General features: G+C 54.9%; 13 protein-coding genes. 3 read left to right on the top strand and 10 right to left on the bottom strand.

Translation table 11 applies throughout. From position 1 onward, the window contains the following. Window positions 1–46 precede the first annotated feature (46 nt). From aspS to moeB, 3 genes are all read left to right on the top strand, one after another. Window positions 47–1810: an aspartate--tRNA ligase gene (aspS, locus tag BLR09_RS18615; protein WP_093205749.1), complete on the top strand. Its 1764-nt coding sequence runs from the start codon at window positions 47–49 to the stop codon at window positions 1808–1810. A 157-nt stretch (window positions 1811–1967) separates the two neighbouring features. Then, window positions 1968–3359, top strand: a complete 1392-nt coding sequence (locus tag BLR09_RS18610; RefSeq protein ID WP_093205746.1) for a PQQ-dependent sugar dehydrogenase — start codon at window positions 1968–1970, stop codon at window positions 3357–3359. 150 nt (window positions 3360–3509) lie between these two features. Continuing rightward, window positions 3510–4631, top strand: coding sequence for a molybdopterin-synthase adenylyltransferase MoeB (gene moeB / locus BLR09_RS18605; protein ID WP_093205744.1), 1122 nt, complete (start codon window positions 3510–3512; stop codon window positions 4629–4631). Window positions 4632–4634: 3 nt separating this feature from the next. Here moeB and BLR09_RS18600 read toward each other — a convergent pair whose 3' ends face one another. The 10 genes from BLR09_RS18600 to BLR09_RS18555 all read right to left on the bottom strand — a co-directional run bounded on the left by BLR09_RS18600 (window position 4635) and on the right by BLR09_RS18555 (window position 17814). Next, on the bottom strand, window positions 4635–5162 hold the full coding sequence (locus tag BLR09_RS18600; RefSeq protein WP_093205741.1) for a DinB family protein: 528 nt from the start codon (window positions 5160–5162) through the stop codon (window positions 4635–4637). Window positions 5163–5321: 159 nt separating this feature from the next. Beyond that, window positions 5322–6431, bottom strand: a complete 1110-nt coding sequence (locus tag BLR09_RS18595; RefSeq protein WP_093205739.1) for a PepSY-associated TM helix domain-containing protein — start codon at window positions 6429–6431, stop codon at window positions 5322–5324. Between the two features lie 86 nt (window positions 6432–6517). Continuing rightward, window positions 6518–8869, bottom strand: coding sequence for a TonB-dependent receptor (locus BLR09_RS25885; RefSeq protein ID WP_093205736.1), 2352 nt, complete (start codon window positions 8867–8869; stop codon window positions 6518–6520). A gap of 149 nt (window positions 8870–9018) precedes the next feature. Beyond that, window positions 9019–10302: a M56 family metallopeptidase gene (locus tag BLR09_RS25785; RefSeq protein WP_093205734.1), complete on the bottom strand. Its 1284-nt coding sequence runs from the start codon at window positions 10300–10302 to the stop codon at window positions 9019–9021. After that, the gene (locus tag BLR09_RS18580) at window positions 10299–10652 is read right to left on the bottom strand and encodes a BlaI/MecI/CopY family transcriptional regulator (RefSeq protein WP_093205731.1); all 354 of its coding nucleotides are present in this window, start codon (window positions 10650–10652) and stop codon (window positions 10299–10301) included. The genes BLR09_RS25785 and BLR09_RS18580 overlap by 4 nt, the downstream gene beginning before the upstream one ends. Window positions 10653–10734: 82 nt before the next feature. Next, window positions 10735–11697: a D-2-hydroxyacid dehydrogenase gene (locus BLR09_RS18575; protein ID WP_093205729.1), complete on the bottom strand. Its 963-nt coding sequence runs from the start codon at window positions 11695–11697 to the stop codon at window positions 10735–10737. An 8-nt stretch (window positions 11698–11705) separates the two neighbouring features. After that, window positions 11706–12362, bottom strand: a complete 657-nt coding sequence (locus BLR09_RS18570) for a GDSL-type esterase/lipase family protein (protein WP_093206075.1) — start codon at window positions 12360–12362, stop codon at window positions 11706–11708. 78 nt (window positions 12363–12440) lie between these two features. Next, window positions 12441–13769 (bottom strand): MFS transporter, encoded by a 1329-nt coding sequence (locus tag BLR09_RS18565; protein WP_093205726.1) that lies wholly within the window; start codon window positions 13767–13769, stop codon window positions 12441–12443. A gap of 369 nt (window positions 13770–14138) precedes the next feature. Continuing rightward, complete coding sequence (locus BLR09_RS18560; protein WP_093205724.1) at window positions 14139–16943, bottom strand: M16 family metallopeptidase; 2805 nt, start codon at window positions 16941–16943, stop codon at window positions 14139–14141. A gap of 100 nt (window positions 16944–17043) precedes the next feature. Continuing rightward, window positions 17044–17814 carry a hypothetical protein gene (locus BLR09_RS18555; protein ID WP_176785609.1) on the bottom strand — a complete coding sequence of 257 codons (771 nt, stop codon included), beginning with the start codon at window positions 17812–17814 and terminating at the stop codon, window positions 17044–17046. Window positions 17815–17896 lie beyond the last annotated feature (82 nt).

Here is a 17896-nt window from a genome sequence, read left to right as displayed (position 1 = left end):
AAATTGTCTATTTTTGCGGCAGAAACAGCATGTTTTGCAATCGTTTATGCTACGTACACATACCTGCGGCGAAAGCCGCTTAACCCACGTCGGACAGGAAGTAACCCTGTGCGGATGGGTCCAACGGATCCGCGATAAGGGCGGGATGATATGGATCGATCTCCGCGACCGCTACGGAATTACCCAGTTGATTTTTGAAGAAGGATCGACCGCAGCTGCCGTACTGGAAACGGCGCGCTCTCTCGGCCGGGAGTACGTTATCTCTGCCACAGGCGCTGTCGTAGAACGTATCGCGAAAAATCCCAATCTTCCTACGGGAGATGTTGAAATAAAAGTAGACCGGCTGGAAATCCTCAATCCGGCCAAGTTACCTCCCTTCCTGATCGAAGACGAAACAGACGGCGGCGACGATGTCCGGATGAAATTCCGGTACCTCGATCTTCGCCGGAGCATCGTCCGGAAAAACCTGGAGCTGCGCCACCAGGTAACCCGCCGCACGCGGGAATACCTCGACAGCCTCAGCTTCATCGAAGTAGAAACGCCTGTTCTCATCAAATCCACTCCGGAAGGCGCCCGCGACTTCGTCGTGCCGAGCCGCATGAACCCGGGTGAATTTTATGCGCTCCCCCAGTCGCCGCAAACTTTCAAGCAATTGCTGATGGTTTCCGGATTCGACCGGTATTATCAGATCGTGAAGTGTTTCCGGGACGAAGACCTTCGGGCCGACCGCCAGCCGGAATTCACCCAGATCGACTGCGAGATGTCGTTTGTCCGTCAGGAAGACATCCTCGAAACCTTTGAAGGGCTGGTCCGCTACCTCTTCAAAACCGTCAAAGGCATTGAACTGCCGGAAAACCTGACCCGCATGCCCTATTCAGAGGCGATGCGCCGGTTTGGCTCCGACAAACCCGATATCCGGTTCGGCATGGAATTCACAGAGCTCAAGGGAGCCGACGCGGACCTGACCTCCGGAAAAGATTTTGTCGTTTTTGACTCCGCTGAACTCGTCGTCGGTATCGCTGCTCCCGGTTGCGCCGAATATACCCGCAAGCAGATAGACGAACTGACGGAATGGGTGAAGCGCCCGCAGATCGGCGCCAAAGGCCTCGTTTATGCGCGGGTCAATGCCGACGGCAGTGTAAAATCTTCTGTGGATAAGTTTTATTCGGAAGAAGAACTCAAAGGCTGGGTGAAGCAATTCAACGCCCAACCCGGCGACCTGCTGCTGATCCTTGCCGGCCCGGCTGACAAAACCCGGAAGCAACTCAACGAACTGCGTCTGGAGATGGGCAACCGCCTCGGTCTGCGCAATCCGGAGACGTTCTCGGCTCACTGGGTTGTCGATTTTCCGCTGCTGGAATGGAGCGAGGAAGAAAACCGCTTCTTCGCCATGCACCACCCGTTCACGAGTCCGAAGCCGGAAGACTTCGACCTCATCGCCACCGATCCCGGCGCGGTGCGTGCCAATGCCTATGACCTCGTCATCAATGGCGTGGAAGTAGGCGGCGGTTCGGTGCGGATTTTCCGGAAAGACCTGCAGTCGAAGATGTTTGACCTCCTCGGGTTTACGCCGGAAGAGGCCCAGCACCAGTTCGGCTTCCTGCTCAACGCATTCGAGTACGGCGCGCCTCCGCACGCCGGTATCGCATTCGGTCTCGACCGTCTTTGCTCGCTCCTCGGCGGCGCTGACACCATCCGGGACTTCATTGCCTTCCCGAAAAACAACGCCGGCCGCGACGTGATGATCGACAGCCCGTCGACCATTTCGCAAAAGCAGCTCGACGAACTCGCTATCAAAACGGTAGTCTAGTCCTCCGTTTTTCCCGTATACCCGGAAAGAATGAACCGGCCTTGGGGCTTTTCATTTCTTTCCGGGCTTTTTTATGGGCGAATGGAAAGCTCTTTCCCGGAAATTTCCGTCAAATCTTTACTTTTGACGCGAGCAAAAAAGCAACCTCTACTTCCCTATGTTCCTCAAATACCTGGCTCCCTGTGCCGCCACGGCTGTGGCCTGTCTCAGCCTGACTTTTCCTTCGACTCCCCCTCCCGAAACGGCTGATGCTACGTTCAAAAAACTCTGCTCGAGCTGCCACGGGGATGTGCAGGCGTTTGTCGACCGGAAATGGAAACACGGTACCACCAAAGCCGAGCTCATCGCCAGCATTTCCAAAGGTTATTCCGACTTCGGTATGCCTGCCTGGGAAGCCACTCTGAAACCGGCACAAATCGAAGGCATCGCCGACCTGATTCTGAGCAGTATTGAAAAAGGCAGCCGGTATTCGTTCAACAACAAACCCAAGTCGAACGTGTTCAAAACCGAAGCGTATACAGTACGGCTGGATACCGTCGCTTCCGGTCTGAGCAGTCCGTGGGGCATGGCGTTCCTCCCCGGTGGAGACCTGCTGGCAACAGACCGGACCGGCAAAATCTACCGGATCGGAGCCAACGGGCAGAAGTCGGAAGTAAGCGGCGGCCCGCAGGTACTCGCCGAAGGGCAGGGCGGATTACTCGACGTGGTTCTTCACCCGAAATTCGACACCAATCACTGGGTATATTTTTCCTACTCCGCTGTCAAGGATTCGCCGGAAGGGAAAGTCGGGACAACGGCTATCCTCCGCGCCAAACTCGACGGCACGCAGCTGACCGACCAGCAAGTCATTTTCGAAGCGCAACCCTGGTCCAAAACCCGGCATCACTACGGCTCCCGCCTGGCGTTTGACAAGGCCGGATACCTGTTTGTGACCGTCGGCGAGCGCGGCAGCGAATACACCAATCCCCAAAACCTGGAAAGTGATCTCGGCAAGGTACACCGCCTGAATGACGACGGTACTCCCGCAGCCGGCAATCCCTTCAAAGACAAAGGCCGTGCGACGATCTGGTCGTGGGGTCACCGGAATCCGCAGGGCCTGTACATCGACCAGGCAACGGGAACAATCTGGGAAACCGAACACGGCCCCCGGGGCGGCGACGAACTCAATATCATCCGCAAAGGCGCCAACTACGGCTGGCCGGTCATTTCCTATGGCATCGGGTACGACGGCAAGGCTTTCACGAGTCTGAAAGCCAAGGAAGGCATGGAGCAGGCGCAGCATTACTGGGTGCCGTCCATCGCGCCGAGCGGCCTGGCTCTGGTGGAAGGAACGCGCTATCCTGCCTGGAAAGGTAACTTTCTGGTAGGCTCGCTGCGGTTTAAGTACCTCAACCGCTGCGTCATCAAGAACAACAAAGTCGTCAAAGAAGAAATCCTTTTCCCGAACATCGGGCGGGTCCGGAATGTGAAGATCGCACCGGACGGATATGCCTATGTTGCGGTGGAAGATCCGGGTGTCATCCTGAAGGTAGTCACTACCGGAAAATAACCGCCGGTTTTTGTCGAAAAAGGGACCTTTCCGGTCCCTTTTTTTTGTTGCAACCTGGTACGTTATTACCTGCCTTTTGAGGGAGGATATTGGGAATTTTCTGTTTCTGTACGCATATTCGAACCAGTACATCCCCACTTGACACTTTTTATGCTTTCTCCCGCCGAAAAACAACGCTATCAAAAGCATTTGCTACTCCCGGAAATCGGAGCGGAAGGGCAACTCAAACTGAAGAACGCCAGGGTACTGGTGGTTGGCGCCGGAGGACTCGGCTGCCCGGTTTTGTTGTATCTTGCCGCTGCCGGTGTCGGTAAAATCGGCATTGTCGACGGCGATACCGTCGATGAATCCAATCTCCAACGGCAGGTACTCTACGAAGCGGACGACGTGCACCGCCCGAAAGCAACTACCGCCGCTACCCGGCTCCGCCGCCTGAACGACCTGATCGAATACAAGGTCTTCTCCACACACCTCGTCCCGGAAAATGCCTCAGGTATTGTGGAAGGGTATGACATTGTGGTCGACTGCACCGATAATTTCACGGTCCGGTACCTTATCAATGATATTTGTGTGACGCAGGGAAAACCTTTCGTTTACGGCGCGATTCACCGGTTTGAGGGGCAGGTATCCGTCTTCAACTACAAGGATGCCGCCGGTGTGCCCGGGCCCACGTACCGCTGCCTGTTTCCCAAGCCTCCGTCGGGTCTTGAAGTACCGAACTGCGCGGAAGTAGGTGTAGTCGGCATTCTCCCCGGCCTGATCGGTATGATGCAGGCCACGGAAGTCGTCAAAATGCTGACCGGTATCGGGACGGTGTTATCGGGCGAACTGCTGCTCGTCGATCTCCTCGAAAACGAACAACGCAAGATGCGGTGCCGGAGACGGGATGATGCCGAAGAACTCGCCCGGGAAGGTCTGGCCTCGCACCGCTCTCCCGTTCAGGACTATCCCGACGCGGAAATTTCAGCGCTGGAGCTCTCCCGCCTGCTCAAAACCCATCCGGATCTCTTTCTGCTTGACGTCCGGAACAACGACGAATACGAAGTCTGCCACCTGCCGGGCTCTGTGCTGATTCCGATGCAGACTATCCCCTACCGCGTGAAACTGATTCCGAAAGACCGGCCTGTGGTTGTTTATTGCCACCACGGTATGCGGTCAGCCAGCGTGATCCGCTACCTCGAGCAGGAGCATGGTTTTCAGAACCTTTCCAACCTGGAAGGCGGTATTCATGCCTGGGCCGAGGACGTTGATCCGCGTATGCCGCGGTATTGAGGCTTACCAGCCGAAATAACTTTCGGGTGTGACACCCTTCAGCCGGAGGTAGACAATCGCCTGCCCGCGGTGGTGGATGATGTGGTTTTCGAGCGCGTAGCAGAGCTGTTTTCCGGTCAGGGATTCTCCCGCAAAATCAAACTGTTTCGCGAGCTGGACAGCGGGAACTTTCGCGATGGTCGTCCCTACCCATTCATAGAAGCGGTCGAGTTCGGCAGCGATCTCCGCCTTGCTTTTCTGCGCCCAGCCCTGGACGTCGGCATAGGGATCTTTTACGCCAAGACGACCGGCCAGTTGCGCCGTCGTATACGTAATACAGTGCGTAAACTGCGTACGAAACGCAAACATCTCCGGCATGGGCTTGAAACCCATGTGCTCTTCCGGCATGAGGTTGAAGGTAGTGAGCGTGTAATCGCGGGAGCGCTTCCAGGCGCGCTTGAATTCAGCCTGAAAAACATCTTCGGCAGTACCGGCTGCAGAGGTAACCAGCACGGTGCCGAGGAGGGTACGGAGAGCCTGACTTCTTTTCATGGAGGTTGCATCAAGGTGAGGGAGGAAAGATACTGAAAAGCTTTAAGCTATAAGCTGTAGGCTATAAGCAATAGGCTGTAGGCGGCGAGGTGGTCGCCCTCCAATTGCCTATAGCTTAAAGCTTACAGCCTATTGCTTATTACTGCCTTCGGCTCCAAGCTACCCTTCAGCTCCCACCGCCACCTGCCTCCGTGCTTTTTTCTTTCGGCGCTTGCGCCAGATGAGGAAACCGGTGACGGGTAGTGTCGCGGTGATGAGGCCGGTCAGAAAGAAGAGGATTTTACCCGGCCATCCGAAAAACCGGCCGGTATGGAGGTCAAAATTGGCCATGCGCATGTTATCGCCGGCGTTGTAATTCTGGTACAGATCGGCTTGCAGGAGTTCACGGGAATAGGCATCGTACTGCAGGACGTTCTGCTTGCGTACCCATTTGTACGGATATCGCAGGGTGATTTTGACCGGAGCGAGAGAATCCGCCGGAATCGGGACAATCGCCCAGGTATAGGTTCCGTAGGGTTTTGCCAGTTCCAGGGCTTCGTCGAGCGTCATCGGCTGGATACCCGGCTGGTAGTCCGACTTCCATTTCTTCTCGACAGGCTTCCTGCTTCCGGTAATGAGATAGGTGAAGTTCTTCGCCCAGTCGAACGAAAAGTATAATCCCGTCCACGCGATAACGAGCAGAATCAGGCTGATGTAAAACCCGCCTACCTTGTGCAGGTCATAGTTCCGTCGCGCCGGTTTCGCACTCCATTTGATCCGGAAGAGGTCTTTCACAAACCGGCGGTTATCCGGCCACCAGAGGATCAGCCCGGTCAGGACGAGGATGAAAAAGACGAGGCAGTTGTATTCGATGATGATTTTGCCGGTTTCTCCCAAAAGCAGCGTCCGGTGGATTTTCAGCAGAAATGCGAGCGGATCGGAAAACGTCGTCCGGACGGCTACGATTTCACCGGTGTACGGATCGGCAGAAATTACTTTTTCGCTTTTGGTGTAGGCGAAGACCGTCGCCCCGGGCGCGCTCCGCAGCCGGTATTGCGTGATTTTTTCTTTGGGAAAAGCAGCCTTGACTTTCTTTCCGATGACATCGAGGGATGCCTTTTCTGCCTGCCGCGGCGTGACGTAATAGTACTTCCGCTGGGTCCATTCCCGCAGGTCTTCTTCAAACGCCCAGAGGCAGCCTGTAAGCGCTACGACAAGCACAATCGCCCCGGAAACCAGTCCGAGAATGCGGTGTACTTTCAGGAGAAAAGGTTTGACTGTCTTCTTCATGCTCGTTTTGGTATAAAAAGCACGTATCCATTTTACTTCCAGGGAGAAAGAAAAATGGATACATGCCGTTTGGTAATGGGTCCGGATCAGAACGAATAGCCCAGCGTCAGGAGGAAGCGGCGTCCGCTGCCACGCGTGTAGTTATCGTTGCTGCCGTAGTACTGGGCGATATAGGTGTAATAGCTGGTATTCAGGAGGTTTTCCACACCGAGGTTCAGTTTTACCTGCTTCGTGAAAGCATAGTTCACGTTGACATTCCACAGGTTGAAGCTGTTGATTTTACCTTCGTAGATGCGGTATTTGGCCGTTGCGGAAGGCGCCGGCTGAAAACGATCCCGATTGCCGAGCCGCCACCAGTTGAGATCCACGCTCAGGTTTTTCACGCCGGTAAAGCGCAGGTATACCGTGGTCTTCGGCGGAGCAATCCGGCTGGCATTCAGGTAGGTATCCTTGTCGCCATTGTACTTGCCGTCACCGTCTTTGTCCACTTTCCCTTCGGTATAGGAGAAATTCCCGCCGAGTGAGAGGGAGCGCAGCACTTTCCAGTCGGCCTGAAATTCATACCCCCAGACATGCTCCGGTGCGCGTTCGGCGATGTACTTGCCGTCGCCCAGATCCACAAAATTCGCACCGAGTTTCGACGTACTTAGATAAGCCGCAGCCGTCAGTGACAGCGGGCCAACCTGACTGCTGAAGCCTGCTTCATAGTTGTTGACAATGATCGGCTCTGTCTGCAATTTGGAAATCGTATTTTCGGTAGCACTGCGCAGGATACGGCCGAGGTCATACACCGAGAAAGCCTGCGAATAGCTAACGAAGGGGTTAAACTGTGGCAGTTTGGCATACCGGAGACCGGCATTGAAAACGAGTGCATTATACCCGAGATTTCCACCTTTCACCGCAATACTGCCTTTGCCGTCAGGACCGGTAGCCAGCGTGTTGAAATCGTCGATGTGCATGTTGATGTTCTCCGCCCGGACGCCTGCTTTGAGAGCAAGGCCGTCAAAAAGCGTTGCCGACAACTGCGCATACGGCGCGAGGTTGCGCATGTTGATGAGGGGTACCCAGGCGCGACCATCTACCAGGCTTTGGGACGTCCGGTCGTTGAGCAGGTCAAACCCGTAGGTCACATCCCCGCGAACCGAGCCGGACAGAATGAACGGGCTGGTGAGGTTGACGCGGATACCTTTCTTGGCAGAAGGAATCTGGGATTGCCCGCCCATGTAAAAACTCGCAACGTTGGAGTATACCGTCAGGAAGTCCTGCATATACAGGCTGACGTTGACGCTCGTCCCGCCGATGATATTGCGGCCGAAGTACTGCAGGCTGGCGTTGTGGTTGTAACGGGTCCCTTCGTCGATCCCGGCCCGCTTGCCGATCACCCCGATGGAAGGCCGCTCGCCGTATATGCCTGATTTCAGGACGAATGCCGAATGCTGGTTCGAGCTGTAATAATTATACATCGCCTCGATGCGGTGGCGGGGCGAAATATCATAGCCGAGCTTGGCGTAAGCGTTGTACATGCGGGTCTCGCCAAGGCCGTATTCCGGAGAAATAACCTTGCCGTCTCCGTCCCGGAAAACGCCCGTTTTCTCGTGCATACCGCTGACGAAGTAGTCGAACTTACCCGTACGGCCATATAGCTGCTGCGTAAACCGGAAGCCGAGGGTACTGTCGCCCTGCGTATTTCCTGTCATGCCGAGCTGGGTATAGCCGCCGAAGCTGACGCCGGCGGGTGCTTTTTTCGTGATATAATTGATCAGGCCGCCGTCGGCGCCGTTGCCGTAGATGGACGTTGCGCCTTTGATGACTTCAATGCGTTCGACGACGTTCGGATCGATCGTCCGGACGTCCCGGCCGCCGGCGCGCAGGGGCGTTGATTGCGGGATACCGTCGATGAGTACCAGCACGTTACGTCCGCGCAGGGTTTGGCCGGTGTTCCCGGTCTGGTTGGTCGACGGCGCCAGGCCCGGTACCGCGTTGGAAAGGATATTGGCGACATTCGCGCTGATACCGGATTGTACTTCCAGTTCTTTTCCGCCGATGACGGTGACGGACGACGGCGTTTCGGCGAGGGTTTCGATCCGGCGACCGGCCGACACCACTACTTCCGCGAGGCTACTGTTCCGGTCAGAGGTTTGCAGGTCTGCTTTCGTGGTTTCCCCGGCCCTCAGGGTTACCGCCTGACGTACCGTTTCGTATCCCAAACCGCTGACGACCAGCGTATAGTTTCCGGCAGGAGCCCGGAACGAAAAACGACCGAGTTCATCCGTCGCGGCGCCGTAGCGCACTTTTCCGGCCTCGTCGAGAGATACCGTCACATAGGCGGGCGCGCCGGACGTCGTCAGTACCGTACCCTGAACGACAGCTTTGGGAGTTTGGGCAGAAACAGCAAGCGATAAAATCCAGAGGGAAAGAAATAAAAGTCGGGAATACATAGAAAAGACCTGATTTACCCGCAAAACTAATCTTATTTAGATCAATTATAATTTAATATAGTCTTAAATATTTTCCAGGAAGGGTGTTTTTGAACGGGAAAACAAAAAGCCCCGGAGGTTTCCGGGGCTTTTTGCTATTCGATAGTTTTCTACTTTTTTTTCATGGTGATGAGAAGTACGCCATTTCTGCCTCTTTCGCCATAGACCCTGGCACTGGCCTCATCTTTCAGGACACTAATCGACTCAATGTTGTTGGGTATAAGATTTTTGAAGTCTTCGTTGGTAGCTTCTCTTCCGTCTATCATTACCAACGGATCGCCAATATGCCGAAAAAAGACGCCTCCCAACGGCTTATCTCCGGGATCCTGCAACGTTCCTTCATTAAACATAAAGACGCTTTTCTTATCCAGAAGTGGTCGGATATCTTCCCCTCTCGTATCCGGAATGAGTACCGGTTCAACCAGTCTTTTGGCGGGTCTTGCTGGTTGTTTTGAGACTTTCTGCCCTGTAGTTTGCTTTGGCTGCTGCTGTTGTATTGCCCGTGCTGGTAACCAGCTCAGCGACCGCTCCACCTCTTCCGTCACCTGCCGCGGCGCGAACGCCATCGTCAGAAATGCCAGCATCGGCAGGGTACCGAGGAGTTTCAGGAATTTCCAGCGGGCGGAGTCGGGCGTATTGATCTGCCGGATCCGGTTTTTCAGTTCGGAAACATTGAACTGGTTGGTCACCGGAAGCGCCATGCCGCTTTGCCGCAGCAAATGGTATTGATAGTGCCGCGCTTCCATGCCGGAGGCGAGTACGTCGTGATCAGCCAGAAACTCCAGGTTCTGGCGCACGGCTTTTCCCCACCACCACGCGACCGGGTTGAACCAAAGGACAACCTGCATGGCTTCAACGAGCAGTACATCAAGCGAATGCCGCTGGGCTGCGTGGATTTCTTCGTGCCGGATGACTTCTTCGAGTTCCTTCGCCGTATACTGACCGGGATGAACGAAAATCCATCCGAAAAACGAAAAAGGATCGGTATGCCCCGGCGCGATCAGCAGCCGTCGGCCCGCCACCGCTACGCTCCCTGCGCTCAACCGGATTCGAAACAGCTGAACCAGCTGGTGCACCAACCGAACCCCCATCCAGACCATACCTGCCACCCAAACCGCCTGCAATACATCGGGCCATTGCCAGGCGGGGCCTGTCGTTTCGGCTACGGGGAGGGTATCGAACCGGAAACTGAGGTCCGGCACGTAGGTCTGTACCTCTGCCTCCCGGGAATACCATTGCCCGGCAAAGGGCAGAAGAAACGCTCCGGCGCCTGCTATCCAGAAGTACAGCCTGTTCCAGCGGTAGTACGTTTCACGCTGCAGCAGGAGGATATAGAGACCGGCAAAACCGGCCAGCGCCAGGCTGACCTGGAGCAGATAGGCGGTGAGTGTCATGGCTGTTTTCCTTTTTCGATCAGGGAAAGAATATCCCGCAGGTCGTCCGCCGAAATTTTCTGCTCTTTGGCGAAATGGGTAACGAGGCTTTTGTAGGAATCTCCGAAGTAATCTTCCACCACGCGATCAGCCATCTGCTCCCGCTCTACGGCCGGGTAGTACTCGTATACGCTGCCGTACCGTTTGTTTCGGACGTAGCCTTTCCGTTCGAGGTTCTTGAAGGTCGACGCGAGGGTATTGTAATGGGGCTTCGGTTCGCTCATCGCATCGAGTACTACGCCGAGCGTCCCCTGCCCGATCCGCCAGAGCGTCAGCATCGCCTGCTCTTCCGAAGGTGTCAGTTTTTCCATTATTCCGAAAAGAAAAGTATTAATCCGAAATTTTCGGAAATGTAGCCAGCCGAAACCTGATTACCAAAGGTTTCGGACAAAATCAGATGCCGTTGACGACGTTTTTGGGAGTTCCTTCGAGGAAAGCGGCGATGTTATCGGCAGCAAGCTGCATCAACCGGCGGCGCGCTTCTGTCGCGACCCAGGCTACGTGCGGCGTAATGACGCAGTTCGGAGCATCGGCGAGGGGATTGCCACCCACCGGCGGTTCGACAGACAGAACGTCAAGGCCTGCGCCGGCGATGGTTCCGGCGTGCAGGGCATCGGCGAGGTCCTGCTCCACGATTAGCGGGCCGCGGCCGGTATTGATGAGAAAGGACGTCGGCTTCATCCAGCCGAGGCGCTCGGCGTTGATGAGGCCGCGGGTATCGTCGGTCAGCGGGCAGTGCAGGGAGATGACGTCGCTTTCCCGGAACAGTTTTTCCTGGCTGACGTTTTCGACGAACGCATAGGCCGGTTCAGACTTCGGGTTACGGCGGTGGGTAATCACCCGCATGCCAAACGCGTGTCCGATTTTGGCTACTTCCTTCGCGATATTGCCAAACCCGATCAGCCCCAGGGTCTTGCCCGCCAGCTCGGTAAGCGGGTTGAACCAGTAGCAGAAATCGGGGTTATGCTGCCATTTCTTCTCGGCGACCGACTGCCCGAGGCGCGCCACATCATTCGTAAAATGCAGCAACAGGGCAAAGGTATGCTGGGCAACGGCCTGCGAGCCGTAGTCGCTCACGTTGGTCACCGGGATACCCCGTTCGCGGGCCGCTTCGATATCGACGATATTATAGCCGGTCGCGGTAATGCCGATGTACCGGACATCCGGAAGCTGGTCGAGTACTTCCCGCGAAATCTGCGCTTTATTGGTCAGCAGAATCTCCGCGCCAGAAGCCGCGTCGACAATTTCATGGGCTTTTACCCGGTCGTATACCTTGAAATTTCCGAGGCTGGAAAGAGGAGACCAGTCGAGGTCTCCGGGGTTCAGCGTATAGCCGTCAAGCAAAACGATGTTCATGCGTATTCCTATTTCAGCAGCGGTGTAAGCGCTTTGGTCCATCGGTTATACCCCTCTACCGTCATGTGCAGGCTATCGGCTTTGAACAACGCAGGCTCGGGGCGAAGGTCTCCGTTGAGCATAATCGGCCAGACATCGAGGAATTTTGCATTCTCTTCTCCGGCCAGGAAGCTCTGTATGAGGTGATTGGCCTTCTGTACTTCGTCCTTGCGGCTCCAGCGGGAAGGGCTTGGCTTCAGCGATACAAAAACGAGCGGAACGGTCGGCATATCCTTCCGGATCTTGCCGTAGAGCTCAATAAACTGCAGGTATGTTTCTTCTCCGGTTTTGCCGTCCGACACGTCGTTCTCACCGCAGTAGATCACAATCTGCCGGGGTTTGTACTTCGGAATCAGGCGTTCGTAGTAATAATTCATGTCCCAGAGGTGGGCTCCGCCGAAACCCCGGTTGAGAATTGGTTTTTTCGTCGGGAAATAGCTTTGCATATTCTCCCAGAGGCGGAAAGACGAGCTGCCGGTAAACAGAATCGGATTAGCGGGAGGGGGCGTAGTCTGATCCTGTTTTTCAAAGGCCTGAATTTCGTTTTCGAAGGCGTGCTGGGCGCAGGCAGTCAGGGTAGAGAAGCAAAAGAGAGCGGCAAAGACACTCCGCAGGCGACGGCTCATATCGGTCAGAGGAAAATGAAAACGTGCGGATGAGTCGTTCATCCGCACGTCAAAAAAAGGCAGAAAAATGCCGGAATCCTAGATTTCGACCTGTTCCATCTTCGGCGCGAAGATGTGCATGGCCGTCCAGGCCGCGAGGTATGCGAAACCGCAGATGATGAAAACGATGTTGTAGCCACCCACAATATTACCGGCGGCCTTATAGGTATCGAGCAGGTTACCGATCAGGATCGGGAAGAGCATTCCGCCGATGGAACCGGCCATACCACCCATACCGACTACCGAGCTGACAGCCTTTTTCGGGAACATATCAGAGGCCGTCGTGAAGATATTCGCACTCCAGGCCTGGTGAGCGGCCGCGGCGAGGCCGATTAGGGCCACTGCCGTCCAGATATCGTTGATATACTTCGCGCTGATAATCGGCAAAACGGCCAGAGCATAGATGAGCATGGCGGTTTTACGAGCCGTGTAGACTTTCCATCCGCGTTTGATGAAATACCCGGAGAGGTAGCCGCCGCCAATACTGCCGATCGTAGTTGCCGTATAGACGATTACCAGCGGCAGACTGGGCTTTTTGAGATCCAGCTGAAAACGCTCGGCAAAGTACGACGGCAGCCAGAACAGGAAAAACCACCAGATCGGGTCGGTGAACAGTTTCCCGAAAATGAAGGCCCAGGTCTGCCGGATACCGAGGAGTTTGCCCCAGGAAACGGACTTCTGCGGACCTTCTTCCGTGATGGCAGCCAGGTCGGAATCGCTGTGGATGTGCGCGTACTCCGCCGGGTCCATGTTCTTTTTCTTCGCAGGAATTTCATACAGCCAGATCCAGAAAACCAGCCAGATGAAACCGATGGCTCCGGTTGCGAGGAAGGCTTCCTCCCATCCATAAGCACCGAGAATCCAGGGTACGAGAATCGGGGCGACTACTGCGCCGATGTTCGCTCCTGAGTTGAAAATACCTGTCGCAAATGCCCGCTCCTTCTTCGGAAACCACTCGGCTACCGATTTGATGGCCGTCGGAAAGTTTCCGGATTCGCCCAAACCAAGCAGTACCCGCACACTGATGAACCCGAAGGTACTCGTCACTGCCGCGTGAAGCATCGCAGCGATACTCCAGAAAATAATGGAAATGGTGTATCCCATTTTGGTCCCGATCCGGTCGACAATCCGGCCGAAGAGCAGCAACCCGAGCGCGTAGGCTCCGGAGAAATACGTCACAATGCTGCTGTAATCCGATTCGGTCCAGTTAAACTCCTTTTCCAGCGTGGGCTTCAGCAGACCGATGATCTGCCGGTCGACGTAGTTGATCGTCGTGGCGAAGAAAAGAAGTGCGACGACCGTCCACCGGAAATTGCCCATTTTCGTGGAAGCAGGCGGAGCGCCCACCTGGGGAGGATTGGTATTCATACAATTAGCTGCGAATTAGAGGTAAAAAGACGATCCGAATGTACCCTTTACGTTTGATAGAGACGAGAATAGCGGTCGGGTACCCTGAAGGGTTGGGGAAAAAGTGGGTTTGGGGGTAAGTTGGCGGCTGTAAGGGATAGGCTTTAAGCTATAGGCAGTAAGCAATAGGCTGTAAGCAATACGCTGTGAGCAATAGGCTGTGAGCTATAGGCTTGTCCGATTCGATCAGCCTATTACTTAAAGCTTATCGCTTAAAAAAGCTATAGGCAATAGGCACCCAACCCGCATGGGTCAGTTTCCTATTGCCTACAGCTTAATGCTTACAGCTTAAAGCCAGTGCCCGCCGACCAGCTTCGGCAGCCCCATCCGCTACTTCGCCGTTTTTTTCTCCGGCAACAATACCGCCTTGATCAGGTTGGGGCCGAATACTTTGGCGGCGAGCGCCTTCACGGAGGCGACCGTAACGCCGTCGATCAGCTTCATTTCCTTCAGGATATCCTTCGGATCTTCGCCGTTCTGGTACGCAGCCTGTAGTTCGGCCGCCCAGTAGCGGTTTTCCTTCTGCTGTACTTCGAGCTGGCGTTTGGTTTCGATTTTGTACTTATCCACATCTTTCTGGTCGGGACCGTTCTTTTTGATACCTTCCAGAATCGCCAGGGTTTTTGTGGCAAGCTCCTCTACCCGACCGGGGTTCGTACCGTATCCGATGCTGAGCGAGTAGGTCTGCTTCGGAAACTTGCTGGCGTCCGACTGCGCATAGATGTAGTACACCCCGCTTTCCTTTTCCCGGATTTCCTCAATGAGCTTGATATTCAAGATCTCCTCGATGGCGTTGAGGTTGGTAATGTTCTCCGGAGTATAGGGCAGATCGCCGGAGTAGACCAGCTGCGCGGCTGCCTTGTCGTCGATACCGCGGTAAACGGTCTTATTCACTTTGCCTTTCAGCGGGCGGATGTTCAGGTCTTTGTACATTTCCTTCTTACCCGTACCCGGCAGACTGCCGAGGTATTTCTCCAGCAGCGGCTTGAATTCGTCGACCTTGAAATTCCCGACAAAGAAGAAGGTAAAGTCCGAGGCATTGCCGAAACGTTCCTTATAGAACTTGAGGGCTTTGTCCACATCGATTTTATCTACATCCTGCGGCTTCAGGGGAATACGACGGGGGTTGTACCCGCTCATCACTGCCGATAGGGTATCAAAAAAGACGCTCTGCGGATCCGGCGTCGCATATTTCTGCACCAGCTCGTCTTTCATGTTGGCCAGGTACCCTTTCACTACTTCCGTGTCTTTCCGCGGCAACATGAAGTTGGCGTAGATGAGTTGGAGAGCCGTTTCCGTGTCTTTCGGTGAAAAGGCGCCATTAATACCCTCGCTGGTTTCTCCGACATACGTAGAAACATTAGCTACTTTCCCCGTCAGGTATTTCTTGAGCTGAGTAGATGAAAAATCAGCCAGGCCGCCCTGTGCGGCGATGACGTTCGACTGATCCGCATTGAGGTTATCTGCCACCGAATACAGTGATGTCCCGCCGAAACTATAGGAACGGAAGAGAATCTCGTCGTTTTTAAAATCGGTCGGCTTCAGCACCACTTTCAACCCGTTGGAGAGCGTCAACTCGGTCACGCCGATTTCCGGAATCTGCTTCTCGGCTGTTACCTTGCCGGGCGTCGGCAGCGTCGCGAGGAGAGGTTTGGTAATGACTTCGTCGACATAGGCCGTCACATTCTGGCCCGCGTTGTCGATCCATTCCAGCAGCTGGGATTCCTTGGGCAGGGTTTCCTTTTCTTTCTCGGGAGCGAGGACGATCACCGCGCGGTTTTCCTTTGAAATGAGCTGCTTCGGCATGGCGTTGATTTCGTCGAGCGTCACGCCGGGAAGTTCAGCTTTCACGAAATCAAAGTACCGTTCGATGCCCATAGACGGGACCTCATTGACAAAATCGCCCATGTATTCGTTGGCAAACGCTTCGGATTTGGTCTTGTCTTTCTCCTTGAAGCGTTTTTCGGTCGAAGTCAGCAGGTTTTGCTTGGCGCGATCAAGTTCCGTTGCCGTAAAACCAAACTTAAGCACGCGGATATTTTCATCCAGCACCGCTTTGAGTCCTTTTTCGATACCACCCGTTTTGGCGACCACGAAGCTGCCGAACGAGTCATACTTCCCGAGAAACCCGCCGATATTCGAACCACCGAACTGATACGGAGGATCGGCCTTCTTGGTGAGTTCCTGGAGGCGGTTATTCAGCATCTGGTTGAAGAGGGCGCGCTTGATTTTCTCGCGGCTGTCGGCAAATGTCCGTTCCTGCAACTCCGGCAGGCGGGTCAGCACCTGAACGATGGTGTAAGGCTGCTCCTTATCGGTGACGATCGCCACCTTGGTATCCGCGTTGGCCGGAATGGGGTACTCGCCCAGCGGCTTCGGATTGGGTACGGCCGGAATGGCGCCGAACTTTTCCTTGATGATTTTTTCGACCTGATCCGGATCGAAGTCGCCCACAGCGATAATCGCTTCGTTATGAGGCTGATACCAGGTTTTATAGAAGTTCCGGATGGTTTCGGGCTTGAAATTTTTGAGAATTTCTTCCGTCCCGATGACGTTCCGCTGGCCCCATTTCGAGCCGTTCATGATGATGGGGAAGTACTTGTCCCGCATCCGCTGGCCGGCGCCTTTTCCGCCGCGCAGCTCTTCCAGGATGACGCCGCGCTCCTTGTTGATTTCGCTTTCCTCCATGGTGACGTTGTGCGCCCAGTCTTCGAGGATATCAAAAGCCTTGAGGAATACCCGGGCCGAATCCGTCGGAACCGGCAGGAAGTAAACCGTTTGTTCGAAGCTCGTGAAGGCATTCAGGTCGTCGCCGAATTTGATACCGTTCGACTGAAGAAAGCTGACGAGTTCGTTTTTGGGAAAGTTCTTCGTTCCGTTGAAGCCCATGTGCTCGGTAAAGTGCGCGAGGCCGTTTTCATGGTCTTCTTCCTGGATCGAGCCGACTTTCACGGCGAGCATCAGGTGCGCCCGGTTTTTGGGTTCTGCATTCTTACGGATGTAATAGGTCAGGCCGTTGGGAAGCTTACCGACTTTTGTCTGGGGATCAAACGGGATAGGCTGGTTCAGGTTTTGGGCCACTGCATTGGCCGCCACCATGAGAAAACCTACCACAAAGGTCAGGTGGGATTTCATAGTAGTTGTTTCGGGTTTTATCACCGGCAATAAACGAAGTTTTTAGTAACAAACAGAGCACGTTGATTGGCAACGGCGGGAAAGAAAGACGGCCGGTCGTCTACTGTCCGTCGGCGGCCATTTGCTCCATCGCCTGCCGGAAGGATTTCATCAGGTTCGGGCGCTTGGGGTCTTTGGGCAGGGAGCCGGTTCGCCGCAGTGCTTTCAGGTACAGGGAGTATGCCCTGAGCGCCTCGTGTTCATCGAAAAACAGGGCTTTCCAGGAGGCGGGCGCCTCGGCAAACGACCGCATACCGATCCCTCCGCGGTAAAACTGAAAGGGCAATACCAGCAACCGCGGTTCGAAATAGGGCTGCTCCTTCCGGATGATCAGGTCAAAGTAGTCGGCGGCATAGCGGAGGTGAGACCGGACTTTTTCCCGGAGTTCTTCGTCCGACAGCGGTTTGGAAGACCGTAGCCGCCATTTGTTTCGTTCGGGAACGAGGAGGTCGTCGCTCCGGTATTCCAGGTATGGTTTTTTATGGAAGGTGACGATGCGTTCGCTGCCCGGGAGGCGGGCCGACCACGACAGGTCAAAAAAGGTATACACCGGCAGGCGGAGCAGCGGCAGCGCGATGACTTCGCGGTGAAGGTATACCTGACCCTGAGCGAGTTCCCAGGTTGAAAGGATGTAATGACCTGACGCGGTATAGTAGACGGAGCGGCCATCGGGATACAGGCGGATGATTGTCTCCGCCGTCGCGGAATCAGCCGGGAGGCCGTCGCGGCGTTCCAGGTCCATATCCAGGGTCGCCCAGCTCTGCATAAAGCGATCTTCTTCGCTCTGGCAGGCGAAAAGCAAAACCAGCAAAAGGGGGAACACGTATTTCATCCTGATCGGAAATGGAACGTTCAAATCTACGATCAATCAAAGTTTTTTCGGAAACGATCGTCTCAATGCCTTCCGGAAAAGT

Origin of the sequence: Siphonobacter aquaeclarae, from assembly GCF_900103285.1 — a bacterium.
Lineage (GTDB): Bacteria > Bacteroidota > Bacteroidia > Cytophagales > Spirosomataceae > Siphonobacter > Siphonobacter aquaeclarae.
This window is presented reverse-complemented; position numbering and strand designations above follow the sequence as displayed.